Annotated in this window: 22 protein-coding genes, 1 tRNA gene and 1 pseudogene; 16 read left to right on the forward strand and 8 right to left on the reverse strand. The window is 54.0% G+C overall.

Annotated features, from left to right (window positions below):
• Positions 1 to 14: 14 nt before the first annotated feature.
• Positions 15 to 731: a class I SAM-dependent methyltransferase gene (locus BLS94_RS03840; RefSeq protein WP_090957832.1), complete on the reverse strand. Its 717-nt coding sequence runs from the start codon at positions 729 to 731 to the stop codon at positions 15 to 17.
• Positions 732 to 1,044: 313 nt separating this feature from the next.
• Between BLS94_RS03840 and BLS94_RS03850 the strand changes: the two genes are divergently transcribed.
• The 9 genes from BLS94_RS03850 to BLS94_RS03895 all read left to right on the forward strand — a co-directional run bounded on the left by BLS94_RS03850 (position 1,045) and on the right by BLS94_RS03895 (position 10,301).
• Positions 1,045 to 1,527, forward strand: coding sequence for a VOC family protein (locus BLS94_RS03850; protein WP_090957834.1), 483 nt, complete (start codon positions 1,045 to 1,047; stop codon positions 1,525 to 1,527).
• 116 nt (positions 1,528 to 1,643) lie between these two features.
• The gene (locus BLS94_RS03855) at positions 1,644 to 2,396 is read left to right on the forward strand and encodes a Mut7-C RNAse domain-containing protein (protein WP_090957835.1); all 753 of its coding nucleotides are present in this window, start codon (positions 1,644 to 1,646) and stop codon (positions 2,394 to 2,396) included.
• A gap of 200 nt (positions 2,397 to 2,596) precedes the next feature.
• Positions 2,597 to 2,672: transfer RNA gene (locus BLS94_RS03860), tRNA-Lys, on the forward strand.
• A 915-nt stretch (positions 2,673 to 3,587) separates the two neighbouring features.
• On the forward strand, positions 3,588 to 4,220 hold the full coding sequence (locus tag BLS94_RS03865; protein WP_090957836.1) for a dihydrofolate reductase family protein: 633 nt from the start codon (positions 3,588 to 3,590) through the stop codon (positions 4,218 to 4,220).
• A 531-nt stretch (positions 4,221 to 4,751) separates the two neighbouring features.
• Positions 4,752 to 5,264 carry a transposase gene (locus BLS94_RS03870; protein WP_090957837.1) on the forward strand — a complete coding sequence of 171 codons (513 nt, stop codon included), beginning with the start codon at positions 4,752 to 4,754 and terminating at the stop codon, positions 5,262 to 5,264.
• A 425-nt stretch (positions 5,265 to 5,689) separates the two neighbouring features.
• Positions 5,690 to 7,030 carry a GTPase HflX gene (gene hflX, locus BLS94_RS03875; RefSeq protein WP_090957838.1) on the forward strand — a complete coding sequence of 447 codons (1,341 nt, stop codon included), beginning with the start codon at positions 5,690 to 5,692 and terminating at the stop codon, positions 7,028 to 7,030.
• Between the two features lie 830 nt (positions 7,031 to 7,860).
• On the forward strand, positions 7,861 to 8,436 hold the full coding sequence (locus BLS94_RS03885; protein ID WP_090957840.1) for a CNP1-like family protein: 576 nt from the start codon (positions 7,861 to 7,863) through the stop codon (positions 8,434 to 8,436).
• Positions 8,437 to 9,047: 611 nt separating this feature from the next.
• A complete protein-coding gene (locus BLS94_RS03890) occupies positions 9,048 to 9,437 on the forward strand; it encodes a DUF4398 domain-containing protein (protein WP_072768863.1) in 390 nt (129 codons plus the stop codon).
• A 21-nt stretch (positions 9,438 to 9,458) separates the two neighbouring features.
• The gene (locus BLS94_RS03895; protein ID WP_090957841.1) at positions 9,459 to 10,301 is read left to right on the forward strand and encodes an OmpA family protein; all 843 of its coding nucleotides are present in this window, start codon (positions 9,459 to 9,461) and stop codon (positions 10,299 to 10,301) included.
• 507 nt (positions 10,302 to 10,808) lie between these two features.
• Here BLS94_RS03895 and BLS94_RS03900 read toward each other — a convergent pair.
• The 5 genes from BLS94_RS03900 to BLS94_RS03920 form a co-directional block, all read right to left on the reverse strand.
• Entirely contained in the window at positions 10,809 to 13,223 is a 2,415-nt protein-coding gene (locus tag BLS94_RS03900; protein ID WP_090957842.1) for a spermine/spermidine synthase domain-containing protein, read from the reverse strand.
• A 2-nt stretch (positions 13,224 to 13,225) separates the two neighbouring features.
• The gene (locus BLS94_RS03905; protein ID WP_090957843.1) at positions 13,226 to 13,930 is read right to left on the reverse strand and encodes a protein-L-isoaspartate(D-aspartate) O-methyltransferase; all 705 of its coding nucleotides are present in this window, start codon (positions 13,928 to 13,930) and stop codon (positions 13,226 to 13,228) included.
• A 107-nt stretch (positions 13,931 to 14,037) separates the two neighbouring features.
• Positions 14,038 to 14,610, reverse strand: a complete 573-nt coding sequence (locus BLS94_RS03910; protein ID WP_090957844.1) for a hypothetical protein — start codon at positions 14,608 to 14,610, stop codon at positions 14,038 to 14,040.
• Positions 14,611 to 14,623: 13 nt separating this feature from the next.
• Positions 14,624 to 15,127: a hypothetical protein gene (locus tag BLS94_RS03915; RefSeq protein WP_090957845.1), complete on the reverse strand. Its 504-nt coding sequence runs from the start codon at positions 15,125 to 15,127 to the stop codon at positions 14,624 to 14,626.
• Positions 15,128 to 15,185: 58 nt separating this feature from the next.
• Positions 15,186 to 15,530, reverse strand: coding sequence for a hypothetical protein (locus BLS94_RS03920; protein ID WP_176767784.1), 345 nt, complete (start codon positions 15,528 to 15,530; stop codon positions 15,186 to 15,188).
• A 456-nt stretch (positions 15,531 to 15,986) separates the two neighbouring features.
• Between BLS94_RS03920 and BLS94_RS03925 the strand changes: the two genes are divergently transcribed.
• Together BLS94_RS03925 and BLS94_RS03930 are read left to right on the forward strand one after the other, a co-directional pair.
• A complete protein-coding gene (locus BLS94_RS03925; protein ID WP_090957846.1) occupies positions 15,987 to 16,391 on the forward strand; it encodes a hypothetical protein in 405 nt (134 codons plus the stop codon).
• Between the two features lie 76 nt (positions 16,392 to 16,467).
• Positions 16,468 to 17,070 (forward strand): hypothetical protein, encoded by a 603-nt coding sequence (locus BLS94_RS03930; protein WP_090957847.1) that lies wholly within the window; start codon positions 16,468 to 16,470, stop codon positions 17,068 to 17,070.
• Between the two features lie 200 nt (positions 17,071 to 17,270).
• Here BLS94_RS03930 and BLS94_RS03935 read toward each other — a convergent pair whose 3' ends face one another.
• Complete coding sequence (locus BLS94_RS03935; protein WP_090957848.1) at positions 17,271 to 18,425, reverse strand: NAD(P)/FAD-dependent oxidoreductase; 1,155 nt, start codon at positions 18,423 to 18,425, stop codon at positions 17,271 to 17,273.
• Positions 18,426 to 19,063: 638 nt separating this feature from the next.
• On the opposite strand from BLS94_RS03935, the gene BLS94_RS03940 reads away from it, so the two are divergent.
• From BLS94_RS03940 to BLS94_RS03960, 5 genes are all read left to right on the forward strand, one after another.
• A complete protein-coding gene (locus BLS94_RS03940; protein WP_090957849.1) occupies positions 19,064 to 20,014 on the forward strand; it encodes a 2-hydroxy-3-oxopropionate reductase in 951 nt (316 codons plus the stop codon).
• Positions 20,015 to 20,032: 18 nt separating this feature from the next.
• Entirely contained in the window at positions 20,033 to 21,487 is a 1,455-nt protein-coding gene (locus tag BLS94_RS03945) for an FAD-linked oxidase C-terminal domain-containing protein (RefSeq protein ID WP_090957850.1), read from the forward strand.
• 50 nt (positions 21,488 to 21,537) lie between these two features.
• On the forward strand, positions 21,538 to 22,650 hold the full coding sequence (gene glcE, locus BLS94_RS03950; RefSeq protein ID WP_090957851.1) for a glycolate oxidase subunit GlcE: 1,113 nt from the start codon (positions 21,538 to 21,540) through the stop codon (positions 22,648 to 22,650).
• A 1-nt stretch (position 22,651) separates the two neighbouring features.
• Complete coding sequence (gene glcF / locus BLS94_RS03955) at positions 22,652 to 23,986, forward strand: glycolate oxidase subunit GlcF (protein ID WP_090957852.1); 1,335 nt, start codon at positions 22,652 to 22,654, stop codon at positions 23,984 to 23,986.
• 174 nt (positions 23,987 to 24,160) lie between these two features.
• The gene (locus tag BLS94_RS03960; RefSeq protein ID WP_090957853.1) at positions 24,161 to 26,455 is read left to right on the forward strand and encodes a DNA translocase FtsK; all 2,295 of its coding nucleotides are present in this window, start codon (positions 24,161 to 24,163) and stop codon (positions 26,453 to 26,455) included.
• A 170-nt stretch (positions 26,456 to 26,625) separates the two neighbouring features.
• Here BLS94_RS03960 and BLS94_RS15405 read toward each other — a convergent pair.
• Positions 26,626 to 26,720: pseudogene (locus BLS94_RS15405) on the reverse strand (methane monooxygenase/ammonia monooxygenase subunit C); the annotation flags it as partial.

Here is a 26,720-nt window from a genome sequence, read left to right on the forward strand (position 1 = left end):
GTGGGGGAAAAGCCTCAGCCTTTGGTCGGAGCAGACCGTGAGAACAGGATTGTGTAATGCTGCGCGTGGCGGCTGATCAGCCGGGTGCAGTTCAAACCCGCTGCTCCAGCCATCTCCTGCAAGGTTGAAAGGCATTCAGGGTAATCGTAGTCATGGACATGGGTACAGGCTTCCTCCAGCTGATCCTGTGGCACGTGCGTCCATTTCTCGCGCATGAATTTCAGATAGCCGTCCAGATAGCTTTCCCGGTCCTGATTTTCCTCCCGCACGACATCCACCAGGATCAGCCAGCCGTTTTCCGAAAGGCAGCGCCCCGCAGCGCGGAAAAAACGTGCTTTCTCATCGGGCATCAGGTGATGAATCGCAAATCCCGTGAAGAGGATATCCCAGGTTTTCCCCGTCGACTCTACTGCTTCCAGAAGGTCTCCATGGGTCAAAATGACCTGGCCGGTCAATTCCGCAAGGTACTCGCGCGCCTCTGCCAGCGCCGCTTCGGACAAGTCCACCCCTTCATACAACGCGGGGGGCGATCGCTTCAGGCAGGGCGTCAGGTAGCGTGCATTGCCACAGCCCAGATCCAGCAGACGATAATGTTCCTTATCGTTTCGCAGCTCCAGTAGATCCCTGATCCCGCTATATATTTCATTGTGAAACATATAGTTGTGTTCCGTGAGCAAGTCATAGAGCGACCATGAGCGTGTGAATATGGTGGTGGGTTCGGCAGAAGTCATGAGCTGGGGTGGGTTAGCAATCTGGATCGCACTTTACAATATACCGAGGCTCAAAGGTACCCCCTATCCAGCCAAGCGGCACAATACAAACATAAACAGGCGAGTCGCTTATAAGCCAGAGCGATCATTGCTGAGTTGCTGCATCAAGCTATTCCAAATTATCGATAAGCGAATTTTAAGCTTCCTTGACGCGCTGCCCGGAATGACCTACAAAACATAGTGGAGCAAGGGAATGCGGCATCGAAATCTAATATTTTTTATCCTGCCGGACAAATGAATAACGACTATTCCTGGGAAAAATGAGGCAAAAAATATGCTGGAGCATATCTACTACCATATTGGCATAGTCGCTCGTGATTATCATGAAGCCGCCGAGTACTACTCGAAGGTGCTGGACGTAAAATTTACCGAACCCGCAGAGAGTGTCGTGTATATCGAAAATCCAGAAACACAACAGGCGGAAACCATAAAACTGACCGCGATGTACTCCCGAAGCCGCCCGCCCTATCTGGAATTGCTTCAAGCCACCGGTAATGGAATATTTTCGGAGAAGAATGCAGGGCAAATTCTCTACTTCGGCATCTGGGAATCAGATATAGAAGGCAAAATAGAAGAATTAAAGCAGCAAGGTATCGACATTGAAGCAATTCTTCGCTCGGAGTCCGGCCAGCGTGCTCGCGCGATTATTACTGCGCCCGACAAGATGGGTGTGCGTATCGAATACGTAAGCACCTTATTGCGACCTGTTACCGAAGCGTGGGTGCTCACCGGCAAGTATCCGGGTCGGCAGCATTAACATCAGCAAAGTCGCTCACCAATAAGGTTTGTGGGAAACCCTCTGAGCAAGCTTGCGATTCCCCCCGTCATGGACGTCGACATGCGCTTTTTGCCGAAAAGTGCAATACTTTCCAGATGGTCACCGCAACATTCCGGTTCTACGAGGAACTGAACGATTTTCTCGCGCCTGAACGGCGCAATCGCGAATTTGCTTGCCCTTGCGCCCGAGCGGCGACGACCAAGCACATGATAGAAGCGCTGGGCGTGCCCCATACCGAGGTCGAATTGGTGCTGGTCAATGGAGAATCGGTAGGCTTCGAGCGGTTATTGAAAGATGGCGACCGGGTCGCGGTTTTTCCCAGGTTCGAGATGCTCGACATCACCCCCATGTTGCGAGTGCGCGCGCAGCCCTTACGCACGACGCACTTCATCGCCGATGCCCACATGGGCGGGCTCGCCCGGTTACTGCGCATGGCAGGCTTCGATACGCTTTACGATAACAACTTCCAGGATAGCAAAATAGAGGCTATCGTCGCGCGCGACGGACGCATCCTGCTTACGCGTGACCGGGAACTGCTCAAGCGCCGCACAATCACCCATGGGTGTTACGTGCACGCATTAAAACCGGCCCAGCAGTTGTGTGAAATATTCGGCCGGCTGGATCTCGCGCGAAGTGTGCGGCCGTTTACGCTATGCCTGGAATGCAATACGGCATTGCATTCCATTGAAAAAAAAGAAGTGCTGATGCGTATTCCACCCTTTATACGCGAGCATTTCGATTACTTCAGTACTTGCGATACTTGCCAGCGCATCTTCTGGAAGGGTTCCCACTGGCAACGCATGCTTGCTCTATTGGATGAGTGCATGGCGGGCAGCCAATCCTCCTGAACAATTTATATAGGCGATTTTTGAAAATCGAGCTGTCCGCCTGATCGAATAAAAAGCTTCTTGTCGCGTAACATTACACCGATGTTCGTCGTGTTCCCCATTCGAATTTATCGATGGATGTGGTAGCATTGCATCGCCGAGGTCGGTACACAACGATAAGTTGTATTTCGTTGTTCCGCCCCAGGTTACTTAGAAATTCCGGGTCGTTAGCTCAGCTGGTAGAGCAGCGGACTCTTAATCCGTAGGTCGAGCGTTCGAGCCGCTCACGACCCACCAATAATCAAAGGATTAGCTTAAACGCTAGTCCTTTGTTATTTTTCAGGGTAACGTCAGGGTAACTTTGCAAGAAATTCTTGATATAAAATGGCACGGGATCATTACGACGCTAGCTTATTAGTGACCTCGAAAACGGACTGCTTTGCCGACGGATATTGACTAAGCGATTACATACTAACAAATTGCCATACTTTATTTTCTGTTGGCTCGATCAATGATTAACCGTAAGTTGGCAAACAGCTAAAAATCGTTCTATCCTCATCAGGGCGCCAACACAACAAGTCCTATCCAACGTTGCAGAGCTTCTGAAAGGCGCCCACATCGCTTATCTGGCAATATTGCCACTGTATGTTTACAAAACGAGCTGCTGAGTAGTGTCAATCAAGTGTCAATATTACCACTACCGTAACTACCGATAACAACCAAGGAGTTCATCATCAAGGCCGCGCATTTTCAACAAGATCAACAAGAAAAAAGAGCGAACCGTGAAACCCATGGCCCGTTGAGCATTGTCAATATTGCCGCATTGACATATTTACACTGTCTATCTGTGCACATTGACACTTGTATATATACGCAATGAGGCCAGAGCAATTCGCTGGGCGAATTAGTTCATATAAGAATTCCAGTGGATTGCTGTCATGGTGGTGTCTATGCGCAGATGGATGCTGAATGTTGCACAACTATCCCACTCGCCCCTTTTTGATCACGCATATACTCTTTGAATTACAGCGATTTTCTGACTTGTCGTACTTCCGCCTATTGTGGCATATTGGGGTCGGTTTTAAGGGGATCGAAGCTTCATTCGATAGACTGGCAAAATTTCTTCTCGACATAACTTGCCCGTCAGCCGCTTAAGCTGTCACTGGCTAATACTCTTGATCAGATCCGTTCATTACCACACGGAGGATTCCCATGGGCAAGGTGCGCGTAAGAGGTTTTGCAGTGTCCACCGACGGCTTCGGCGCCGGCCCAGACCAAAGTTTGGAACATCCGTTGGGCAAGGGAGGCCGGAAGTTGCATAACTGGTTCTACCTGACCCGGACGTTCCGATCGATGTTGGGAAAGGACGACGGGATTGATGATCGCTTCGCCCGCGCCACGGCGGAAGGCTTCGGCGCATTCATCCTCGGCCGCAACATGTTCGGACCGGCAGGCGACGATTGGGGCGGACCCGACTGGAAAGGCTGGTGGGGCAACAATCCCCCGTATCACGCGCCCACCTTTATCCTCACCCATCACGCCCGAGCGCCCATCGTGATGGAGGGCGGGACGACTTTCTATTTCGTCACCGACGGGATCGAGTCGGCGCTCGCTCAGGCCAAAGCGGCCGCGGGCGACCTGGACGTGAAGATCGGCGGCGGCGTTTCGACAGTCCGCCAGTACCTACTCGCAGGCGCAATCGACGAGATGCATCTGGCAATGTCGCCGACCTTCCTGGGCCGTGGTGAATCCCTGTTCACAGGCATTGATCTACCAGGTCTTGGATATCGGGTGACAGAGGTGGTCCCAACGGAGCTGGCGACCCACCTCGTGCTAACGCGCTGATCCGCATCATCGCACGCCTCCACTTCAAGAGCTGCGCTCTCGCACGCGCGTATCAGTTCAGCTAGCCGACGATGGCGCCGACCAGGTTTAATTCGCGCCTCAGCCACTAGTGCCTCTTCACATAGGTTTTGGCGGATTAAGTGGGACTGGCTGCCCAGTCCGCGCTAGACGCAGTTAAAGAACTGAAATAAAAATATTGATTTCGGGGGCGAGCATTGCCGGTCCCGCGCTTGCTTTCTGTCGTAGTCGCGCCGTCGTTCGAGAGCCGCACCGAAGCGATCAAGGTGCGCCTCTGACTGCCATTTTGCTCTCCTGAGCCATGGGCCCGATAGAAACGCGCGTTTCTGGGGAGATTCCTGGTTTCAAAGGACAACAAACCGGCAGACAATATAGCCAGGTGGATGCTTGATGGGAAATCGGTTGCTGCCGACAAGGAAAAAATCCTTGCCTGGATTTCGACCTTAGGGCTTAAATTGCCGCTCCGTACTCCCGAAGTTACGGTGGCCCTAGCATCAAATCACGCCGGGCGGGATGGTTGAAAAGGCGGACAGGGCGAGTCTGCTCATGAAACACCTGGGCCAGCGTTACGTGCAGTACGTCAACCGCACCTACCGGCGCAACGGTACCCTCTGGGAAGGACGCTTTCGCTCCTGCCTTACTCAGACCGAGGATTATTTGCTTGCCTGCTACCTCTACATCGAACTCAACCCGGTGCGCGCCGGTATGGTACGGCATCCTTGCGACTATCGCTGGTCGAGCTATGCGGCGAACGCCGAGGGCAGACCGAATCGTCTCATTCGACCTCACTATCAATATCTCTGCCTGGCGCAAAGTGATGCCCAGCGTCGCATAGCCTACCGCGACCTCTTCAAGACGGATCTGGACGCAGACGTGCTTAGCCAGATTCGGGATTCCACCAATGGTAACATTGTGCTCGGGGCTGAGCGTTTTCAGAAAAAAATTGAATCCACACTCAACCAACGTGCCACACGCGGCAAGGCGGGCCGGCCCGCAAGGGCAGTGAAGGAAAAAAAGATCAACTGAGGGTGTTCTAGGCGAGGCGTGGCGAACGTGATCTGTCCCTCTTATGCTTGAGTCGTCAGAGGAAAATCGTGGAAAGCATTTGACCAGACGGATCGTGGCTGCTTCCCAAGCGAATAGAGTGTTGGCGCCGGATAAGAATTGATTAAATTTTGAATCGTTGCCGGTCGACAACTGACGATGAGCGAACCAATAGAAAATAAACTATTAGGATGAAATCGTCTGGTCAGAGCTAGCCTGCATAGATAATCAGCCCGCATAGATTATCAATATATAGTCGGCAATAACAGCATTTACAGTAGCGGGCGTCCATCACATTAATTTTCAACCGCCAGCAACAAGCATAATTGTAAATAGCATAATCAGCACCGGTTATCACATTTGCAGGTACTATCCGAATTCGCCCACTCGAGATATGCAATCCCCTAATGCAAAGAGAAGTTGAAGTGAAATCCAGGTACGCTGTGGTGGCGGCCGTGCAGCTGCCGAGCGTGAGCGATAGCGAGTTCGAGGCGTCGCTTAGCGAGTTGCGTGAACTTGCAAGAACACTGGGGTATGAGGTCGTACGCACGTTCGTACAGAAGCGCTCAAGTTTCGACGTCACAGGATATCTTGGTGCCGGCAAGCGGCAGGAGATACGCAGCTTCGTGAACAACGAACCCGCCGAGTTCGAGGAAATAGCCGCAAGCCCTGATAGCCGGGCTATCGATGTCATCCTGGTCGACCATGAGATCTCTCCATCGCAGGCGCGCAACCTTGAAAAGGAGGTCGGCTGCGAGGTAATGGACCGCACTATGGTCATCCTCGAAATTTTCCATCGCAACGCCCGCTCTCGCGCTGCGCAGGCCCAGGTGGAGATTGCCCGCCTCGGGTACATGGCGCCGCGCTTGCGCGAGGCGGCGAAACTTGCCGGGCCGCAAGGACGGCAGCGCAGCGGCGTCGGCGGCCGGGGCGGTGGTGAATCGCACACTGAGTTGGATCGACGCAAGATCCGTGACCGCATCGCCGAACTTCAACAGGAAATCGCCGCGATGGATGTCGAGCGCAAGACGCAGCGTGTCCGCCGGCAAAAACGTCAAGGGTTCGCTGGCGTGGCGCTCGTCGGCTATACAAATGCCGGCAAGTCCACCTTGATGCGGGCTCTCACTGGAAGCGAGGTGCTGGTCGCGAATAAGCTCTTCGCTACGCTTGATACCACGGTGCGTGCTCTCTACCCGGAGAGCATGCCGCGCGTGCTCGTCAGTGATACCGTCGGTTTCATAAAGAATTTACCACACGGGCTTGTCGCCTCGTTCAAATCAACGCTGGACGAAGCGCTTGATGCATCCCTGCTGCTCCACGTCATCGATGCGAGCGACCCCGGGTTTGAGCGCCAGCTTCAGGTCACCGATAGCGTGCTTGAGGAGATCGGTGCGAATGTCGTGCCGCGCATCCGCGTCTTCAACAAGATCGACCATGTCGGCGATGCAGCGGCGCAAGCTGAACGCGAAGCGGCCTTGCGGACACAGTACCCGGATTGCGTGGTAATGAGCGCACGCCGCCCCGACGACGTCGCGAAGCTCCGCCAGACGATTGTCGCGTTTTTCCAGCAGGATCTGGTTGAGGCCGAGCTTTTTCTTCCCTGGTCGGCACAGCAACTGCGCGGAGGAATATACGCAAGCTGTCAGGTGCTGGAGGAGTACTCGGACAATGAGGGCACCTTCTTTCGGGTTCGCGGCGAGCCCAATGACATAAAGGACTTGCGCGAGCAATTCAGCCAAGCGAGATAAATTCAGCGCCTTTGGTCCCAGCAAGCTGATTCTATGTGCCAAGTGCTGGCGCTGGTCAATATTCGTCCGGCAGCAACGCTAGATAAGTATAAAATGGTTCAAGCCAGACTTGAAAACTGCGGTCAACGGCGGCAAAGTAATAACAACCCAGGTAGGAACCGTTAGCTATCGAATGGTTGCGTTTATCACTATGTGAACATCATCAATGCAAGGAGAGCATCATGGCAAAAGGTCAGCAAAGGAAAAACAAAGAAGCAAAGAAACCTAAAAAGAAACCGACACCCGCTATCTGACTCGCTCTTGCGCTGAACAGATCGAGTGGCGGCGAAGAGGGAAAGATATCGCCGATTTTCTGAAGTTTGGTGTATCGAAATTAGCCGGCGGTACTAACCCGGCTTTAAAATGAAAAGTGCTTGAATCACTGCAAGCCTTATTTGTTTGGCTTGCCGATTCGGACAAATCTGGTAACTGTAGTCAACAAGCGGCTCTCTGGTGGTTAATCCAACGAGATAAGGCCAATAAAGCAGAAGCGTCCTTCTCCTCGTTCTAAATCTCTTCCTTGATCTGATCTCCTGACCAATACTGCGATAGCTCGTGCAATACCTTTTTTAAACTCTGCATTTGAAGGCCATCCAGGTATCCGAACGAAAAGCTCATGCTTTCATCAGGCACATTCACATAATCCGCAATTGTCAGTCCGCGAGCGAGTATCCTGAAGTTGAGCCTATGTATTCCAATTCCTGAAGCAAAGGCATCGACCAATCCTCCTCATTCTCAAAATCTGCAACAGAAGTTTGAACAATGTTTCGCGGTGCCCTTAAGACGTTATCATGAAAAGAATTTTGTTGTTGCTATGCTTCCTGCTGCTCGCGGCGTGCGCTCCCCAGAAGGCATTGGAGGGATTCGATAGTGATTTTGATGGCGGCAAAACCTGGGCTGAGCTGCAGGTACAGCTGCCCGCCTACCCTAAAGTTGAGAATCTGTTGCCTTTTGACGCTGGCCCTGCAAGCGATAACTTTCACTATATTGACGCTCCTTCCATCGTGGTGGGAAAAGACAATATCGTGCGCTACACATTGGTAATCAAATCCCCCCAAGGCGCGACAAACATAAGCTACGAGGGTATGCAGTGTGCGACCGGTGGTGCTGGAGAGAACGTGAGAGCGGAAGTGTTGATATTTAAATTACGGGGTCCCGCAAAAAGGTTATACGCGGTAGCCCGTGACGATAGGACATGGGTACGAGCGCGGGTATCAAAGTGGGAGGAACTCGAAGATGTATCACAGCACTATGCGCAGCGGGCGCTTTCCAGATATTTCTTTTGTCCGGCTGATATTACCGTAGGAAGCAGAGAAGAGGCCATTCACGCATTCAAGATGGGCGGCCATTCACGCGTGATCCAGTAGGAGGAGTAGTCACCAAATTCCCACATTTTGGCCCGGACGTGCCGAAGGATTATCCAGGTCAAGGTCACGTTCGCCCGGAATAGCTGGTCACAAACAACCAGAATAACCGTCACGTTCGTCCAGAACCCCGGGTCACAACGGACCAGAATACCTACAAGCTTGATTCCAGCTGCTCCAATATCTACCTGAACCCAAAAGTACTACAACGAAGACTATTGACATTTGGCAGTAATCCACATCTGTAACGCAGGCTACACAAATGCCCACAATAAGTCCGTGGAAAGCGGCATGAACGTTGGCTTTCCACCTAACTATCTGATAATACTATTACATTTTTTTAGTTTAAAAAACGGTCAACTAAGTAAATAGCGTTACAGAAAGCTGACTTACCCCGCGTGTCCAGAGGTTATCCACAAACTTATCCACAGCAATTGTGGAGAAGAAATCGGTTGTTTTCGCTAACCAGGCTTGCCGATCCGTTTAATCGTCTGGCTCATATGCGACGTCTACCAGCCCTTACGTGCGCTAGCAGACGGATTATTCAAATTTTTCTCCATAAACTCATCAGTAGTTCTGTTAATTGGATTCTATTGATCTTTAGGAGGTGAGCGATGAAAGACTTTTCGAAATATAGATGGTATCAAATGATGAGCGTAATGGTTCTTGCCGCTGTGTTCACAGCAGGTTGCGCAACGACGGAAAAAAGAGATATGGCGGCTCAGCTTGCGGTCGCGAAAACTGCGGTTGCCGACGCGGTAAGCGCCGGGGCGCCGGAATTTGCTCCAGTGGAATTGAAAACCGCCCAGGACAACCTGGAGAATGCAGAAAAGGCAGCGATGGATGATGACTACAAACGTGCCAGAAAGTTAGGCGAAAACGCGCAAACAAATGCGCAATTAGCGACCGCTAAAGCTCGCGCGGCGAAAGCAAAGCAAGCAGCAGACGCATTGAAGGAAAGCGATCAAACACTACAAAACGAAATGAACCGCAAATTAAAGTAATTACCTGGAGGAGATACACTCATGAAAAAAAATGGCTATTTAACCATCTCGTTTATGGTTATCGCAGCGCTGGCGGCCTGTAGCTCGACGCCAAACGCACATCTGGATAGCGCCCGTAGCAGCTATCGCAGTGCCCAGAGCGACCCCAAAGTTACAAATCTCGCGCCCTTGGAACTGAAGCAGGCAGGCGACACATTGACGGAAGCCGACAACGCCTGGAAGAAAGGAAAAGATTCTGCCGAGGTGGATCATCTGGCTGATATGGCACAAAAGCAGGTTGCAATCGCACAGGAAACCGCGAAGCGCAAAGCCGCTGAAGCAGATGTGTCTGCCGCCGATGCCGAGCGCAATAAAATTCGCCTTTCTGCAAGAACAGAAGAAGCGGAAAAGGCTCAGCAACAGGCACAAAGCGCCGAGATGCATGCGCAGAGCGCAGAAATGCGGGCAAGCGCGCTTGAATCGCAGCTTAAAGAGCTGAACGCAAAAAAATCAGACCGGGGTACGGTCATTACTCTCGGCGACGTGCTGTTCGATACCAACCGTGCACAGCTTAAGTCGGGTGGCGTTCGCGAGGTACAGAAACTTGCTGACATTCTCAAGCAGAATCCCCAACGCAACGTTGCAATTGAGGGATTCACAGACAGCACCGGCAGTGAAAACTACAATCAGGAGCTTTCCGAGCGGCGCGCCGATGCGGTCCGCGATACCTTGATGAACATGGGCATTGATTCCTCCCGCATCACAACGCGAGGTTATGGAAAAAGCTTTCCGGTCGCCAGTAACGGCAACGAAGCGGGCCGGCAATTGAATCGCCGGGTGGAGGTGATCATATCCGACGATAGCGGGAATATCAGGTCGCGCTAGGGGTTCTCGTACCAAGATTCTCGTAAGGCGTCTGTCGTGTCTGTCGTATGAGCAAAGAAACGACCAAAAAAAGGCACGACAGCCGCTTTGAGGATGCTGGTTCTGTTGTGCATTGCATCTTATTGTCGTAGCAAAACGTCGATCCGTGGGTCGAGGGTTAGACGCTCACGACTTTTATAAATCAAGCAATTATTCGAATTTCTATTTCGTGGTGATTGAAGACAGCTTCGCTCCCCTGCTTAGCCTTTCAGGCTGAGCAGGGTTCGATAACAACTCATATTTTCACCTGCCCGACCCCGTGATCCTGGATCGGAAAAACTACCGTGCCCACGCTCCATAGCGGCGCTTACCGGGATTGCCCTTATTCTCCTTGAAAACGGAATCGAAACCAACCACTGGAAGTTCTCGTTAATCCGGGCATCAGCATTCGCCCCCCTTTTCTGCATCTGTGTCTTGAATCTCGCAAGTCTGCTTCGCAGGGATGAATGGTTCGCTCAAGCAAACCCCTCAGCGCAACGCGACAGCGGCCAAGCCATAGATCAGGACAGCCAACAGAATTACCACGGCAAAACCCAGGTGAATAGCCAGCAAGGTCGCCAGGACGGCGCCGACGACCGAGGCAAAACCATTGATCGCCCACGCCCACGGAATGGCATCCGGGGTTGTAGACGCCAGCCGCATCATGCCGGTAGGAAAAGGCATTCCCATGCACACCGCCAGCGGCGCGATCAGCAACACCGAAATCCCTATCTTTGCCACATCCGGCAAGTGGATGAGCGCCTGGAACAGGCCCGGCAGGATAACGAGATAGAGTAGCGATAAGGCGCCCATGACCACTACAGCCACGATCAGATGGCCGCTGCCCGTCGTTCGCTTTTGCCACCGTCCGGCAAGCCAGCTTCCCACCGCCGCGAAAACCAGAAACGCGCACAGCACGACCGCCACGGCATATAGCGGGTGAGCCAGGAAAAGCAAAAACTTCTGGATGAAGGCGATCTCTATGAACATGAAAGCCAGGCCAATGGCGAGGAAATACAGTGCCACCCGCCCGGTGGGCAATGTATGTCGGCTCCGCGAAACCGCCAGCGGCGCCAGGATCAGCAGAATGCTGACGACAAATGCCTGTACCAGAGCCGCCACCAGAAGCGGATAGCTCCAGTCGAGAAGCGGCATGCCCCCCCGCTCGCGCAGGGCGAATAATTCAGCGGCGGCTTCCCACTTGAAGAAATGGAAAAAAAAGGGCCGGTCATCAGTTGCCGGTTCGATATGGAATTTGTACCGGTCTATAAAGTTCTGCCGTTGCGGGCCTAGCAATGCAACAGCTCCCTCAAAGAAATATGGCTGCACCAAAACGTTGTAACGGTTTGCCTCGTCGGCGCGCATGCCCGGATAGTAGGCTACGTCGAAAGAACGCTTGCGGCTGAATTCCTTGACCACCTCGATTTCGCTCGCTGTGAAATCGCTATTTTTTACCAGCAAGGTGACGGTTTTCCAGCCGCGTATCATTACCAGCCGCTTGCCGGGGTTGGGCACGCCGTTTCGCTCCAACGCGAGCGCTGCCGTAGCAAAAAGCTTCAGCGCATCGCGTGGCGGCAGGGTCAGCCAGCGCGTGACAGCTAATATGCCGCCGGGTCTGAGGCGGCTCAGGTAGGTCTGAAGTGCCTCCACCGTGTAGATATAGCTTTCGCTCAGGCCATAAAGTCCTGCCGAGGCGACACCAAACGAATCCAGCAACGCTACCTGCACAAGGTCGTAGTGCTCCCAGCTGGCGTTGGCGAAGCCACGCGCCTCGCCTTCGTGCACGTGTACCCCAGGCTGGGCATAAAGGTCACCGGCAAAATCGTGGAAACGCCGCCGAACCAGATCGATGACGTTGCGATCGAGTTCCACCGCATCAACGGACGCTGCGCGGAAGTAGAGCGCCTGCAATACGTCGCTGCCGGCTCCCGCGCCCAGCACCAGCACCTGTGGCCGTACATGCGGCCGTGCCAGCACATGGTAAGGCAGTGCTGACGTAAACTGGTCGAAGTAGGCCAGCGGCGCCAGGTTGCCATCAAACCGCGTTAAGACGGACGGCCCCTCGCCGTCCACGAATACCCCCAACTGAGGCGGTGGCTCGTCCGTTGCGTTGAGACTCATCCCCGGTGCATGGCGGAAGGGAATACGGGTGTTTTCCACCACGGTGATCTGCCCCAGTGGGCTGGAACGCTGCTCGATCACCTTTGCCCCGGCAACATTCAATGTCTCGCTCAGGTCCTTATAGGGCGAAAGGTGCACTTGCAACCAGTCGCCGGGCAGTGCTACAGCCACCAGAAAAGCCAGCCCTGCAAACACGCCTGCCAACCATTTCGGCCGCGCCTTCAGCTCGATGATAGCAACGGCGGCCGCCAGCAGCGCCAGCGCCGCAAGGATGATGAGCACCTTATTCGGCGGCGCCAGAAACAATACGCCGATAACGCCCAGGCTGCCCACCCCCGCGCCCAGGATATCAAAGGCATAAATACGGCCTGCTTCTTTGCCGAAGTGCCACAAGACGAGGCCGATGCCCAACCCTCCGCAAAAGAAGGGCAGCATCATCAGGAGATAAATGGCAAGCAGCTTGGCTAACTGTGTTTTGTCCCACAGCAGTTCGAGCGGATTAAACGGAACCTGTTGTGTCAGTAGAAACGCTGCAGGCATCAGAAAAGCCATCCCCGTGGCAGCCATGACGTAGACTGTTCCAACGTGTGGAATGATTTTTTCCTTCAGCAACGTTAGCGCCGTTCCGCTCGCTCCATAGCCCAGCATCGCCGCGCTGATGATCATATAGGCGAAGTGATGCCACAGCACGATGCTGAACAAGCGCGTCAGCAGCACCTCATACGCCAATACGCAGGCAGAGAGCAATCCAATGGCAATAAATGGCGGGCGCGGCGCGTTCACGGCTAATGTCCGCCGGTAAGCGGAACAAAACTGACCGGCACGATTTGATGGGTCGTCACCGAGCCGTCCGCCTGTTTCTCCACCAGCATCAAATATTGCGTCATAAAATGCGTACCGAGCGGGATCACCATGCGCCCGCCTGGTTTTAGCTGCTTGAGCAGAGGGGGTGGCACATGGCTTGCGGCAGCCGTCACCATAATGGCATCGAACGGCGCCGCTTCCGGCCACCCGTAGTAACCGTCGCCCACTTTTGTTTTTATGTTGGCATATCCAAGGGATTTCAGCCGCTTGCCCGCTTGATCCCCGAGCGGTTCTATAATTTCCATTGTGTAAACCGAGCCGGCTATTTTCGCGAGTACAGCCGCCTGATAACCCGAGCCGGTACCGATTTCAAGTACTTTGTCACCCTCCTTGACTTTCAGCAGTTCGGTCATCTGTGCGACGATGAGAGGCTGCGAAATCGTCTGGCCATAGCCGATTGGGAGAGGGCGATTGAGATAGGCAAAAGGAGTTAGCCAGGCAGGCACGAAACGATGGCGCTCCACTTTTTCCATCGCTGCCATGACACTGGGACCCGGAGGGGAACTGCCGGATGTGGCCAGCACTTCTTCCATCATTTTATGGCGCAACCCTTCGAATTCCCCGCCTTGGGACGGGAAAATCCAGCAGAAAAAAAGGAGTGCGCCAAAAGCGAAGCGGCGTTTCATAACCTCATTAAAGCAAATCCCCGACGGTTTGCCGGGGAAATGGAGGTTGCGAAGCTGTTATCGGAGATTATGCCCGTTCAGTTTCCCCTGATCCGGGGTATGCAGCTTTAGCGCGGAGGCGGCGGTGGTGGGATGCCCGGAGGCGGTGGCGGAACTACCGAACTCCGCCGTATGCTTCTGGCCGGGGGATAAGATGGGTAAGGTGTATCCATGTATTGGTTGCCGCCATTTGTATAAGGGCCATTGGTGACCTGGCCCTGTACAGGGACGCGATGGCCTTTCCCGTACATGCATTGTATGTAGCCATTGTCGTAGCGCTGTTGGCTGGCGTATCCCGAGGCCCCGGCAGTACGCGTTCCAGCCAGGCCTCCAGCCACCAGACCAGTACCGGCCCCAATAGCTGCGCCGCGTCCGCCGCCCAAAGCCGCGCCTGCTGCCGCTCCCAGCGCCGCACCTATCGCGGCGGTGCCTGCTCCACTGGATATTGATGCCTGATTCGGATCCATGCCACCGATTTGTTCATAAGCGAATTGTCTGCAATAGTAATCGTCGTAACGGAATTCCTCGAAGCTTCTGCCGGAGCCCGGCAAAGCCATTATGCTGGGCCCTCTCGGCATGCTCGTACAACCGACGAGCAAGGACATGGCGAGCAGAGCGAATAATCCAGGTATTTTTCGCATCGTGATAGTACTTTTATTGGCTGGGCTCGGGCGCGACCTGCAGCCACCCGTCCGGGCATTTTTTTACGTAGGGGTAATACCCTTCCGGGTTTCGGCAGTAGTGCCAATAGCTGGCAGCCTGCACTTGTGGCTGGACCTGCACGACTTCCTGCTGCTGAACGTAAACGGATGGTGCGGGGGAAGCCACAACAGCAGGGGCGTACCCATAAGGCTGCGCATATCCGTAATTGGGCGCGTAACCATAATTAGGCGCGTACCCGACAGGAGGATAGCCATACCGGTTTCCATAGCCATAAGAAGGTGGATAATAAGGCGCCCTGCTGCCATAGTAGCCCAGGCCATAACCCAATAATCCCATGCCTAACGCCAGTCCATATCCTCCGTAACCTCCTCCATGGCGGTGATGGTGCCCGTGATTGTGATGGCCATGGTGACCACCATGGCCTCTGCCCGCCGATGCTAATGGAACCGACCCGAGCAGCATAAGTGCCGCGCACATCAATTTCATTTTTCCCATTTAGGTCTCCATACCCAAGTAGTGCTTGTGTTTAATCAACGAAGACGGGCGCTCTTTATCACCATCCCTGCTGGATATAAACCGGCGGTGCGGGAGGAACGATAACGGGGGCATATCCATAACCGGGCGCGTAGCCAGCGGATGGATAGCCATACTGGGGTGGATAGGAGGTTGCTCTATTACTCAGATAGCCCAGGCCATAACCTAGCAATCCCATTCCTATCGCGAGTCCATATCCGCCATGACCCCCTCCATGGTTGTGATGGTGGCTGTGGCCGTGATGATTGCGGTGGTGACCATGGTTATTGTGACCGTGGCCATGGCCTCTCCCCGCCCAAGCTGAACTCACGGGAGCCATCCCAAGCATGATAAGAGCGATGCAGGCAAGTTTTATTTTTGTCATGAAAGTCTCCATTTCCTCGATAAGGATCACAGTTGATAAAGAACCCGTCAGAAAACAAGTCAAAAACAATTTCGTGCTCTTAATCGATATAACGCATCAATAGACAATCGGTTGTCGTATAGTTACATAAACTTCACAAAAAATTCACAACTTCATGCTATGCATTCATCTGTTGAAAAATATGTTGTGCCCAAGATGGTGTTCAAGGTTGAAGAGTAAACGGGCCAAGCCGATCTGCGTTATTGCGAACAGGTAGTCCAGATGGGTTGACTTATATTGCTCATGAACTGCTGGTTGTACTTCAGTCCAATAGTCAGGGGGTACCGAAGTAAGTAAAGATAGAGAAAGCCGAAAAATGTTTTGAAGAGAATATGACGTTCCTGCGGTTAAGGGCCAGATTGCCGCAAAGTTGTCATCAATAAAAAATAGTTTAATAAGCACAAGAGGAGATCGAACATGCATAAAGGTTTATCGGTATTGTTTTTGGGTGTTGTTCTGGCGTATGGCAATACGGCGGTAGCGCGCGAAGGTGGCGGTGGGCACCATGATGGTCATCACGGAATGGCTGACGCTGGTCAACATGGGCAACCGGGTGGAATGGCGTCCGGCCACATGGGTCAGCAGGGAACCGAGAACTCAAACGCACAGTGGGCTGTCGGGGCAACAAAGGGGCAGGAGCGTTCCGACTTGAGAAATCAAGACCATCATGGGCATGAAGTTGGAGGCAATGACCAAAATCGTGGAGAAGGTAAGCACAAGGGGCATGAGCATGCGACAAGGGACAAAAGTGATAAGAACAACAAGGGCAATAGCGGCGATGGCAATAAAAATGGAAAAGGCGGCAAGCACGGGTCTCACTGAGTAGGCGGGAAGGCAGTGGTGGAATAGATGCAGAAAAGATTAAGGACAAAAGCAATACATTTCAGAAGGAGTTACGATGTCAAACGAATCCGTTAATTATTGGAAATTCGCGACAGTTGGAATACTGCTGGTCGGCGCAACCGTCGCCGCCACACTAATGGTTACAGGAAGCGATTCCAAGACTGAGCCGACATCCTCCACAGCGCAAGTCGACGAAACCCCAATCGCGGACGCAGCGGAGAAGACTGGGGCGCCAGACACGATGGTCAAGGAAGCTGCACCAACTGGGCGCAGCGCGCGTGCTGCCCAGTCAAGCCGGAACGCGTCGGCTGCGGTGCCGCCGCCCCCGCCGTACTCGCCGCAAGCTGCATATCCACCCCAACCGGCCTATCCTCCGCAGTCCGTCATGGAAGCATGCAACCGATATGCGAATGAGCAGGTAAACAGCAAAACCGAGGAAGTGCTTAAGAACGCAGCGCTGGGTGCTGCTATTGGTGCTGCAGTCGGTGCCGCGGGTGGCGCAATCGCAGGCGGTGGAAAAGGTGCCGGGAAGGGTGCTGCTATCGGCGGAGTAACCGGGGTAGCGGGCGGAACTCTTTACGGACTCAACGAAACCAAGTCACGCGATGGGCAATATCAGGCTGCTTATTCCTCCTGCATACGTTCGAAGGGTTATTAGGGAGAACCGCCCTTCGAGTCCTCGAATATTTATCTGTGAGGAGAAGACGAAATTTATCATTCCGGAGCCTGACCGGCTAGAACCAGCAATGATGTGGCGTGACTCGCACGCTGCATCATTGCCATACCTGTTTGACAACTGCATAACGCCTGAACACCATTATTTGCTCGGCGTGAAATAATGGAAAATGCGTGCTTTCCTTATTCCATCACTGCCGGTAAATGCGCGGCGAGCGCGTTTTTTTCCTTGGTTGACGTGCCTAGCAGCGCATAACCCAGCAGTTTGTCCTCTGCGCTTTTAAACAGGGCCTTGACGCCGTTTTCATCTTCCTCGACCAGCCATTCGCCTTGAAAAGAGATATCGGGCGGCGATACGACGGCTGGACAAGCCGGTGTTTTGACCAGCACGGGCATGGCAGGGTAGCGTACCGGAGTCAGCGTTTGGGCAAGCGTAGCGGCGAGCCCGCGTGCCGCGTGCATGATCGGCATCACGAACGGCAGTACTCTACCTTCCACTTCGGCACAATCGCCCAGAGCATAAATATCCTCATAACAGGTTTGCAGCGAGCGGTTGACCGAGATACCGCGATTCACCGCAATACCGGCTGCTTGAGCTAGCGCAGTCCGTGGACGCAACCCAACAGCGGAGAGCACGATATCCGTCTGGATGATTTCTCCATTGGCGAGAGTCAGGCGCAAGCTTTCATGAATCCGCTCAACGTACTGAGTCGCCGCGCCCAAGTGAAAAACCACACCGGCAGCCTCCAGCCTGCGTTGCATGAAGGCCCCGCCGGCCTGCGGCAGCAGCCGCCCCAGAGGCTGGGAGCTGATATCGATTACGCGTACCCGGTAACCCGCCATGGTCAGGTCGTTGGCAAATTCGCAACCTATCAGGCCCGCGCCCAGAATGGTTACATCCTTTTTTCCTTCCAGCGCATCACGCAGGCGTTGGTAGTCATCGAGATCATTTACGGAAAGAATATCCTCTGCTCCCTCCCCTTCCAGAGGCAGCCGGATCGGATCAGCCCCCATGGCCAGGACGAGTTGACTATAGGTCAGTTTCTCTCCATCCTGCAATGTCACTGTTTTATTGGATGGGTCTATGGCCGATACCCGGCTATAGGGCCGGATGGTCATCTTCAGCTGCGCGGCCATTTTCTCGGCGCTGGCATTCAGTATGGACGCAGGCGTCTTACCCGTCGCCAGCGCGTTTGAAAGCATCGGCTTGGAATAAAATCCGCCATGATCCGCGGAAATGATCAGCATAGGCGTTTCCGCATCCAGCTTGCGGAATTCCCGGGCTACGGTATAACCGCCAATACCGCTGCCGATTATAATTACGGGTTCCTTGCTCATGTCAGCGCAACCAGTAGTTCAAGACCAGCACTCGTCATCGCAGCGTTACGTCTTTTTTCGCGCATGGTCTCCACGCAGGCGAGTGCGCTCATATTGCGTCGAGCTACTTTTGTATTAACATAGGTAGAAATGCACTGTTTACCCCTATCCTGTTGAAATTTGATCATCCTGTTTCCTTGTAATTATCAAATGGCAATATTCTTTTCTATTTCGACGTTAAAAATATGAACACGCGTTTTGAAACGCGGCGCCTGGTATCCTGATATTTAAGCGGGCAACGGCAAAGCCTTCTTGTAGGATGGGTGGAGCGAAGCATAACCCATCATTTGGTTGTCCCATGTCCTATCCGTACGCAGCAATGACGCGGCCCAAAAAATTATCTCGCAGGTTGGGGTGACGAAGGAACCCCAACGTTTATTTCCAGTGCGAGAATGTTGGATGCACACCTGCGCTAGCTAAAAAATATGAGCATGCGTGCGAAATACGCTCCCGTATTCGGCATCCGGATCGCGAGAAAGTTTACACTAGCGAAACTTCTCCGCTCGCGAAAAAATCCGCGAGTGACACCAGCAAGGCTGGCGAGCCCAAAAGTATAGCTGAGATAACCGGCAGGATTTCAAAATGCTGATGAGCAAAAAATGACAAACATTGGTTTCATCGGTCTCGGCATCATGGGAAAGCCCATGGCCAGGAACCTTATCAAGGCCGGCCACACATTGTTTCTGCATTCTCGCAGTGGCGTGCCCGATGAATTGCTCAAGCTGGGCGGTAACGCCTGTTCTTCGCCCGGGGAAATCGCACAAAACGCCGACATTGTCATCACCATGCTGCCTGATACGCAGGATGTGGAACAGGTGCTGTTCGGCACGAACGGCGTGGTAGAAGGGTTGCGCAGCGAGCTGAGCGATACGAAGCGCAAAAGCTCGATTGCGGGCAAGATCGTGATGGATATGAGTTCCATCTCTCCCATCGAAACCAGAACGTTCGCTGCCGCTATCAACAAGCTCGGTCATGACTATGTGGATGCGCCCGTGTCCGGCGGGGATATCGGCGCAATGAATGCAACCCTTACCATTATGGTCGGCGCAACGGAACCGGTATTCGAGAAGATCAGGCCTGTTCTCGAATTACTGGGAAAAACAATAACGTTAATCGGGGAGAACGGCGCAGGTCAAGTCTGCAAGATTGCCAACCAGATTATCGCTGCGCTTACTATCGAGGCTGTTGGCGAGGGCTTGTTGTTTGCGTCCAAGGCCGGCGCCGATCCTGCCAAGGTGCGCGACGCGCTGATGGGTGGGTTTGCTTCATCGCGCGTCCTGGAAGTTCACGGCGAGCGTATGATCAAGCGCGCGTTCGAGCCGGGATTTCGCATAGAATTGCATCAGAAGGATTTGAACCTGGCACTCTCCAATGCGCGCGCGCTGGGTATCAGTTTGCCCAATACTGCCGCCGTTCAGCAAATGTTTAATGCATGCATCGCCCACGGCGGCGCAAAGTTGGACAGCGCAGCAATGATACAAATGCTGGAAAACTTGTCGAATCATAAAATTAACGATTCGACTCAGAATTCACAAAAAGAATCAAATTAACCGAGTTTAATAATTGAAATGAATGCGCTCGAGCTTGTTTCCAGGCTACGCACCTTTCTGCCATCCGATGCGGTGCTTCATGAGACCGAGGATTTGAGGCCATACGAGTGCGACGGCTTGTCAGCTTACCGGCAAATGCCCTTGATCGTGGCACTGCCGCGAACCGAAAATGAAGTGATCGAAATTTTAGAGGCCTGTTATGTAGCAAAAATCCCGGTAGTAGCACGAGGGGCGGGAACCGGCCTGTCCGGGGGCGCGCTGCCGCATGCTGAGGGTGTGCTTCTGTCGCTCGCCAAGTTGAGGCAAATACTTGAGCTTGACCCGGCAGCACGTACCGCGAGGGTGCAGCCAGGGGTACGCAATCTTGCTATCAGCGAAGCGGCGGCACCGTATGGACTATATTATGCACCCGATCCGTCATCGCAGATCGCCTGCTCCATCGGTGGTAACGTAGCGGAAAATTCGGGGGGCGTACACTGCCTGAAATATGGGCTCACCGTGCATAACATTCTCAAGCTGCGCGTCATAACCATAAACGGCGAGATCCTTGAAATCGGCGCTGATGGGCTGGATGCGCCGGGTTACGATCTGCTGGCGCTCATGACGGGCAGCGAAGGCATGTTGGGCGTCGTGACTGAAGTTACCGTAAAACTCACGCCCAAGCCTGAAAAAGCCCAAGTGGTCCTTGCTGCATTTAATGACCTGCGTAGTGCCGGTGATGCGGTGGCGAACGTGATCGGTGCAGGAATTATTCCGGCCGGTATGGAGATGATGGATAAAATGACCACCCGCGCAGTGGAGGAGTACGTTCATGCGGGCTACAACCTTGATGCGGCCGCGATTCTGCTATGCGAAGCCGACGGTACGGCGGAGGAAGTGGCGGAAGAAATCCAGCATATTAATGAAATCATGGAAAGAAGCGGTGCTATCGAGATCAGGACGTCGCGCGATGAGGCCGAGCGGCTTAAATTCTGGGCCGGACGCAAAGCAGCCTTCCCGGCGGCGGGTCGCATATCACCGGATTACTACTGCATGGATGGAACCATTCCCCGCAAGAGTCTTGCAAACGTATTGTCTGGAATCGAAGCGCTCTCCGTTGAGTATGGTCTGCGTTGCATGAATGTCTTCCATGCTGGCGACGGCAACTTGCATCCGCTGATTCTTTACGATGCCAATCGGCCCGGAGAGCTTGAATTAACCGAGGAATTTGGCGCAAGGATACTTGAGATGTGTATCCAGGCAGGAGGGACAATTACGGGCGAGCATGGAGTCGGCATGGAAAAAATTGACCAGATGTGTTCTCAATTCAAGATGGGGGAACTGAAGATGTTTCATGCGGTAAAAGCGGCCTTTGATCCTGAGGGACTGCTGAATCCCGGAAAAGCCGTGCCGACGCTACGTCGTTGCGCCGAACATGGCGCAATGCACGTGCATCGGGGCGAAGAAAAATTCCCTGAGGTGCCGAGGTTTTGAAAATTGATGAGGCGATTTTGCATAGTCTGAAGACTGGCGACGATTAGACAATGCAATATCTCATCGATCAATTTGCCGACACCATTCAAGCGGCCGGCGGCGCTGACGAGCAATTAATAATACGCAGCGGCGGCACCAAGGACTTCTATGGCAGTCGCATTGTCGCCCTGGCCCTGGCCGATCCTCTTCCTTCACGTGGTGGCATTCTTGATGCTACCGCCTACGCCGGCATAGTCGATTACGAGCCTACGGAACTCGTGGTCACCGCTCGCGCAGGGACGCGGCTCTCCGATCTCGAAACCGAACTGGCCAGGCACGGTCAAATGCTGGCTTTCGAGCCCCCTCATTTTGGTGCTGGCGCTACGCTCGGTGGTTGTGTTGCTACCGGCTTGTCCGGTCCGCGCCGGGCATCCGGCGGCGCAGTACGTGACTTTGTGCTGGGAGTGCGCATGTTGGATGGTAGAGGAGAGGATCTGCGTTTTGGCGGCCAGGTCATGAAAAATGTTGCGGGCTACGATGTCTCGCGTTTAATGACGGGTTCGATGGGCACGCTGGGCTTATTGCTCGAGGTTTCACTCAAAGTGCTGCCGCTACCGGCAATGGAGCTTACGCTGCGCTTACCGATGAACGAGGCGGAAGCCATCGAAAAGATGAATTTCTGGGCGGGTAAGCCGCTACCGGTCTCCGCAACCTGTTTCTGCGACGGTATCCTTGTTTTGAGACTCTCGGGCGCAGCACCTGCCGTGCGCGCCGCGCGTGCGATAATAGGGGGCGAGGAGATCGATGACGGCGCCGTTTTCTGGGAAACCGTCCGTGAACAGACTCACCCATTTTTCCAAGCGGGGAAGCCGCTCTGGCGCCTGTCCATAAAATCCACAACCCCGCCACTATCGCTGCCCGGGAATCAATTGATCGAATGGGGCGGAGCATTGCGCTGGCTGGTAATTGACTCGGCTGATGCGGATGCCGAGGCCGTGCATCTCGCCATACGCAGTGCTGCGAAAGGCGCCGGCGGCCATGCTACTTTATTTCGCGGTTACGGATCGCGCGCTGCCGTGTTTCATCCGCTCACGCCGGCTATGATGAGTATCACTCGCGGCCTCAAAGAAAAATTCGACCCCATGCGTATACTTAATCCCGGCCGGATATACCCGGAAATATAAAATGCAAACCCATCTCGCCGACTTTATCAAAGACTCTCCGGAAGGACAGGAAGCGGAGGCGATACTGCGGAATTGCGTTCATTGCGGCTTCTGCCTTGCCACTTGCCCGACTTATCAGTTGCTGGGCGACGAACTGGATAGCCCACGTGGGCGTATCTATTTGATAAAACAAGTGTTGGAAGGCGCGCCGGTCACGCAAAAGACCCAGTTGCATCTTGATCGTTGCCTCACCTGCCGCGCCTGCGAGACGGTTTGTCCGTCCGGCGTGCAATATGGACGACTGGTGGATATTGGTCGTGGTATTGTTGAAAAAAAAGTGGGACGCAGCTTCGCTGCAGGTGCGGTTCGATACACATTGCGTCAAACTCTACCTAACGCAGGGGTGTTTGCTTCATTGCTGAAGCTGGGGCGGTCTGCCCGCCCATTACTGCCGGGTGTTCTTCGGGATTCAATACCGCGTATAAAGAATTCCCGGCCTGCGGGACCAACGCTATCTCAGCCTCCTGTACAACATCAACGCAAAATGCTGGTGCTGGAAGGCTGTGTACAGCCGACGCTGGCGCCTAACATTAACGCCGCAACTGCAAGGATATTAGACAAGCTCGGCATATCCCTCATCAAGGCGCCGAAGGCAGGTTGCTGCGGTGCGGTGTCGTACCACCTTAATGCCCAGCAGGAAGGGCTGGATTACATGCGCCGCAATGTGGATGCCTGGTGGCCGTATGTCGGAATGGAAGATGACGCAGGAGGAGAAGGGGCAGTTGGAGTGGAAGCCATTGTCATGACTGCGAGTGGTTGCGGCGTGACTGTAAAGGAATACGGCCATTTATTGCGCCATGATCCCGCCTACGCGGAAAGGGCGGCACGGATTTCCGAATTGACTAAAGATATCAGCGAAATCGTGGAAGCCGAGACCCAAGCGCTCGTGTCACTCCTCGCCAGGCCGTTGGCGAACACGGGCGACGCAGAAAAACCCCGGCTCGCCTTCCATTCCCCCTGCACCCTGCAACACGGAATGCGAATTCGGGGTGTTGCCGAGAAGATTCTGGTTGCCGCAGGCTTTGAATTGACTTATGTGCAGGATGCTCATCTTTGCTGCGGATCGGCAGGCACCTACTCCATTTTGCAGCCCGAACTGTCGCAGCAGCTACTGAAAAACAAGGTAACGGCGCTGGAGTCGGGCCAGCCAACCCGGATCGCGACCGCCAACATAGGATGCCTCATGCACGTACGAGGCGGTACGTCGTTGCCGGTCGAGCACTGGATCGAAATACTGGATGAAAAACTCCGGGACAAGGACACCCGGACAGTTGAATCCGCCGCGCAAGTAAAGTAATGAGATCGAGTAAAATTATTTAGCCTTGTGTCGCTAGGTAGCGATGCATTTGTAATCGTCTTTCTTCATCTTCTTCCATACGATGCCGCGGGCAATGACGCTGCTTTTTTGCGCTGATGTAACCCTATATAATCGGATTTCTTTCCGTATTCCTCTATTAGCCCGAGACTATCCATGAGTTCTGTCAAGTCTATGGCGAAAAAATCAAGTCCCAATCCTTTGCCGCCGAGGGTTATCAGGCTGCTGCGCGAGTCAACGGGACTTGCGTTGCTCGGCGTGGCGCTTTACCTGGTGCTGATATTCTATGGATATGAGCGTGCCGATCCTGGATGGTCCCACAGTGGCGCAGCGACCGTGCAAAATCCCGGCGGGATGGCGGGGGCCTGGCTGGCGGACTTGCTGCTATATCTATTCGGCGTTTCAGCCTGGTGGTGGGTGTTATTTTGTGCTTTTCTCGTAACGTGGGCTTATCACCGTATCGACGGGGGCATATTCGATCGTCGCCCATTGTTTGTTTCGGCTGCCGGTTTTCTTGTTTTGCTATTCGCCAGCAGCGGACTTGAAGCATTGCGTTTTTATACGCTCCAAATAACGTTGCCCCAGACGCCGGGCGGCGTGCTGGGCCTGATAATCAGCAAGAACCTGTCGCAGATGCTGGGCTTTACCGGCACGACGCTGGCGCTGGTAACATTGATCGCGATTGGCTTCAGCTTGTTTACCGGCCTGTCGTGGTTGCGTTTTGTCGAGAAACTGGGCGCGGTGATGGAGGAAAGCTGTCTGATCGTCAGGCGCCGCTGGGAAGACTGGCAGGATCGCCGCGCGGGCCTGGCCTCGGCAATCAAGCGGGATGAATTGGTCGAGGTCGGGAAAAAACGTTTCCAGGAAAATCCGCCTTTACATATCGAGCAGCCCGCCACCATGATTCCGAAGTCGCCACGGGTGATCAAGGAAAAACAGACGCCGCTATTCGTCGATTTACCCGATTCGCCTTTGCCGCCGTTGCGACTGCTGGATGAGCCGGCGAAAAAGGATGTGGAAATCCTGTCGACCGACACGCTTGAATTCACTTCGCGCCTGATCGAGCGGAAGCTGATCGATTTTGGCGTGGAGGTCAAGGTTGTGGCGGCTTATCCCGGTCCCGTCATTACCCGGTATGAGATCGAGCCCGCGGTGGGCGTAAAGGGTAACCAGATTCTCAATCTTGTGAAAGACCTGGCGCGCTCTTTGTCGGTTGTGAGCATACGCGTGGTGGAAACCATTCCGGGAAAGACCAGTATGGGCCTGGAGATTCCCAATCCCAAGCGGCAAGTGGTGCGGCTGTCCGAAATTCTCAGTTCACAAGCTTATGCCGAGATGGCGTCGCCGCTGACCATGGCGTTGGGCAAGGACATCGGCGGCCATCCGGTAGTAGCGGACCTGGCCAGGATGCCCCATGTGCTGGTTGCGGGAACGACTGGATCAGGCAAATCGGTGGCTATCAACGCCATGATACTGAGCCTTATCTATAAGGCTACGCCTGAGCAGGTGCGCCTGATTCTGGTAGACCCAAAAATGCTTGAGTTGTCGGTATATGAAGGCATTCCGCATCTGCTGGCGCCCGTGGTGACGGATATGCGTCAGGCGGCAAGCGCGCTGCGGTGGGGGGTGGCGGAAATGGAGCGGCGCTACAAGCTGATGTCTGCATTGGGTGTGCGTAACCTCGGTGGGTATAACCAGAAAGTCCGGGATGCAATAAAGAGCGAACAGCCATTGACCAATCCATTCAGCTTGACGCCGGACGCGCCAGAGCCGCTGGAAGAGATGCCATTGATCGTAGTGGTAATAGATGAATTGGCGGATTTGATGATGGTGGTGGGCAAAAAAGTCGAGGAATTGATCGCTCGGCTGGCACAGAAAGCACGTGCCGCAGGCGTGCATTTGCTACTCGCCACGCAGCGGCCTTCGGTCGATGTGATTACAGGCCTTATCAAAGCCAACATTCCGACCCGTGTGGCGTTTCAGGTATCCAGCAAGGTGGATTCGCGCACCATTTTGGATCAGATGGGGGCGGAGGCGCTGCTTGGGCAGGGCGACATGCTTTATCTGCCTCCCGGCAGCGGTTATCCGCAACGGGTGCATGGCGCTTTTGTCGCTGATCAGGAAGTACACAGGGTGGTGGAATACCTGAAGGCGCACGGTGCGCCGCGTTATGTGGATGGGGTGTTAAACTCCATCGAAGAAGAGGGCGGCGTGAGCGAAAGCGCTGGCATAGCAGGCCAGGAAGGCAGCGAAGCCGATCCGCTTTACGACGACGCAGTTGCGATGGTGCTCAAGTCGCGCCGCGCTTCAATCTCGCTGGTACAGCGGCATTTGCGTATCGGTTATAACCGCGCTGCGCGGCTGATTGAAGAAATGGAACGCGCAGGACTTGTTTCGGCCATGCAAACCAACGGTAATCGAGAGGTATTGGTTCCGGCGCGCAACGACTAGCCGATGTCGTAATGACTCATCAATGAAGACGACGTCACGACGAATGCAAGAATGCCTGGTCTGCTACTTTTGCTTTTGTTTTGATGCCTGAAACGAAGTTAAATTAAGACCGCCCGTCCCCTTGACTTGGGGGAGCGGGCGGTTTGGATGGGGCTCAGTTAACTACCCGATTACGGTACGATGCGGTTGTTGAGGATGACTTTGCTTTGGCCATTCCAGACGACGTCGGTCAGGTTGGAGTAGCGGGTGATGATCTGTGCCGCAA

This window comes from Nitrosospira sp. Nsp18, from assembly GCF_900103145.1.
In the GTDB taxonomy this organism is placed as follows: Bacteria; Pseudomonadota; Gammaproteobacteria; order Burkholderiales; family Nitrosomonadaceae; genus Nitrosospira.

Excerpts from the sequence above, each read along its gene's own strand:
- BLS94_RS03915 (WP_090957845.1), bottom strand. The coding sequence starts at position 15,127 with ATGGGAAAAATGAAATTGATGTGCGCGGCACTTATGCTGCTCGGGTCG.
- BLS94_RS03840 (WP_090957832.1), bottom strand. The coding sequence starts at position 731 with ATGACTTCTGCCGAACCCACCACCATATTCACACGCTCATGGTCGCTC.
- BLS94_RS03910 (WP_090957844.1), bottom strand. The coding sequence starts at position 14,610 with ATGCGAAAAATACCTGGATTATTCGCTCTGCTCGCCATGTCCTTGCTC.
- BLS94_RS03890 (WP_072768863.1), top strand. The coding sequence starts at position 9,048 with ATGAAAGACTTTTCGAAATATAGATGGTATCAAATGATGAGCGTAATG.
- glcF (WP_090957852.1), top strand. The coding sequence starts at position 22,652 with ATGCAAACCCATCTCGCCGACTTTATCAAAGACTCTCCGGAAGGACAG.
- BLS94_RS03940 (WP_090957849.1), top strand. The coding sequence starts at position 19,064 with ATGACAAACATTGGTTTCATCGGTCTCGGCATCATGGGAAAGCCCATG.
- BLS94_RS03850 (WP_090957834.1), top strand. The coding sequence starts at position 1,045 with ATGCTGGAGCATATCTACTACCATATTGGCATAGTCGCTCGTGATTAT.
- BLS94_RS03930 (WP_090957847.1), top strand. The coding sequence starts at position 16,468 with ATGTCAAACGAATCCGTTAATTATTGGAAATTCGCGACAGTTGGAATA.
- BLS94_RS03935 (WP_090957848.1), bottom strand. The coding sequence starts at position 18,425 with ATGAGCAAGGAACCCGTAATTATAATCGGCAGCGGTATTGGCGGTTAT.
- BLS94_RS03920 (WP_176767784.1), bottom strand. The coding sequence starts at position 15,530 with ATGACAAAAATAAAACTTGCCTGCATCGCTCTTATCATGCTTGGGATG.
- hflX (WP_090957838.1), top strand. The coding sequence starts at position 5,690 with ATGCAAAGAGAAGTTGAAGTGAAATCCAGGTACGCTGTGGTGGCGGCC.
- glcE (WP_090957851.1), top strand. The coding sequence starts at position 21,538 with ATGCAATATCTCATCGATCAATTTGCCGACACCATTCAAGCGGCCGGC.
- BLS94_RS03895 (WP_090957841.1), top strand. The coding sequence starts at position 9,459 with ATGAAAAAAAATGGCTATTTAACCATCTCGTTTATGGTTATCGCAGCG.
- BLS94_RS03855 (WP_090957835.1), top strand. The coding sequence starts at position 1,644 with ATGGTCACCGCAACATTCCGGTTCTACGAGGAACTGAACGATTTTCTC.
- BLS94_RS03865 (WP_090957836.1), top strand. The coding sequence starts at position 3,588 with ATGGGCAAGGTGCGCGTAAGAGGTTTTGCAGTGTCCACCGACGGCTTC.
- BLS94_RS03960 (WP_090957853.1), top strand. The coding sequence starts at position 24,161 with ATGAGTTCTGTCAAGTCTATGGCGAAAAAATCAAGTCCCAATCCTTTG.
- BLS94_RS03885 (WP_090957840.1), top strand. The coding sequence starts at position 7,861 with ATGAAAAGAATTTTGTTGTTGCTATGCTTCCTGCTGCTCGCGGCGTGC.
- BLS94_RS03870 (WP_090957837.1), top strand. The coding sequence starts at position 4,752 with ATGGTTGAAAAGGCGGACAGGGCGAGTCTGCTCATGAAACACCTGGGC.
- BLS94_RS03925 (WP_090957846.1), top strand. The coding sequence starts at position 15,987 with ATGCATAAAGGTTTATCGGTATTGTTTTTGGGTGTTGTTCTGGCGTAT.
- BLS94_RS03945 (WP_090957850.1), top strand. The coding sequence starts at position 20,033 with ATGAATGCGCTCGAGCTTGTTTCCAGGCTACGCACCTTTCTGCCATCC.
- BLS94_RS03905 (WP_090957843.1), bottom strand. The coding sequence starts at position 13,930 with ATGAAACGCCGCTTCGCTTTTGGCGCACTCCTTTTTTTCTGCTGGATT.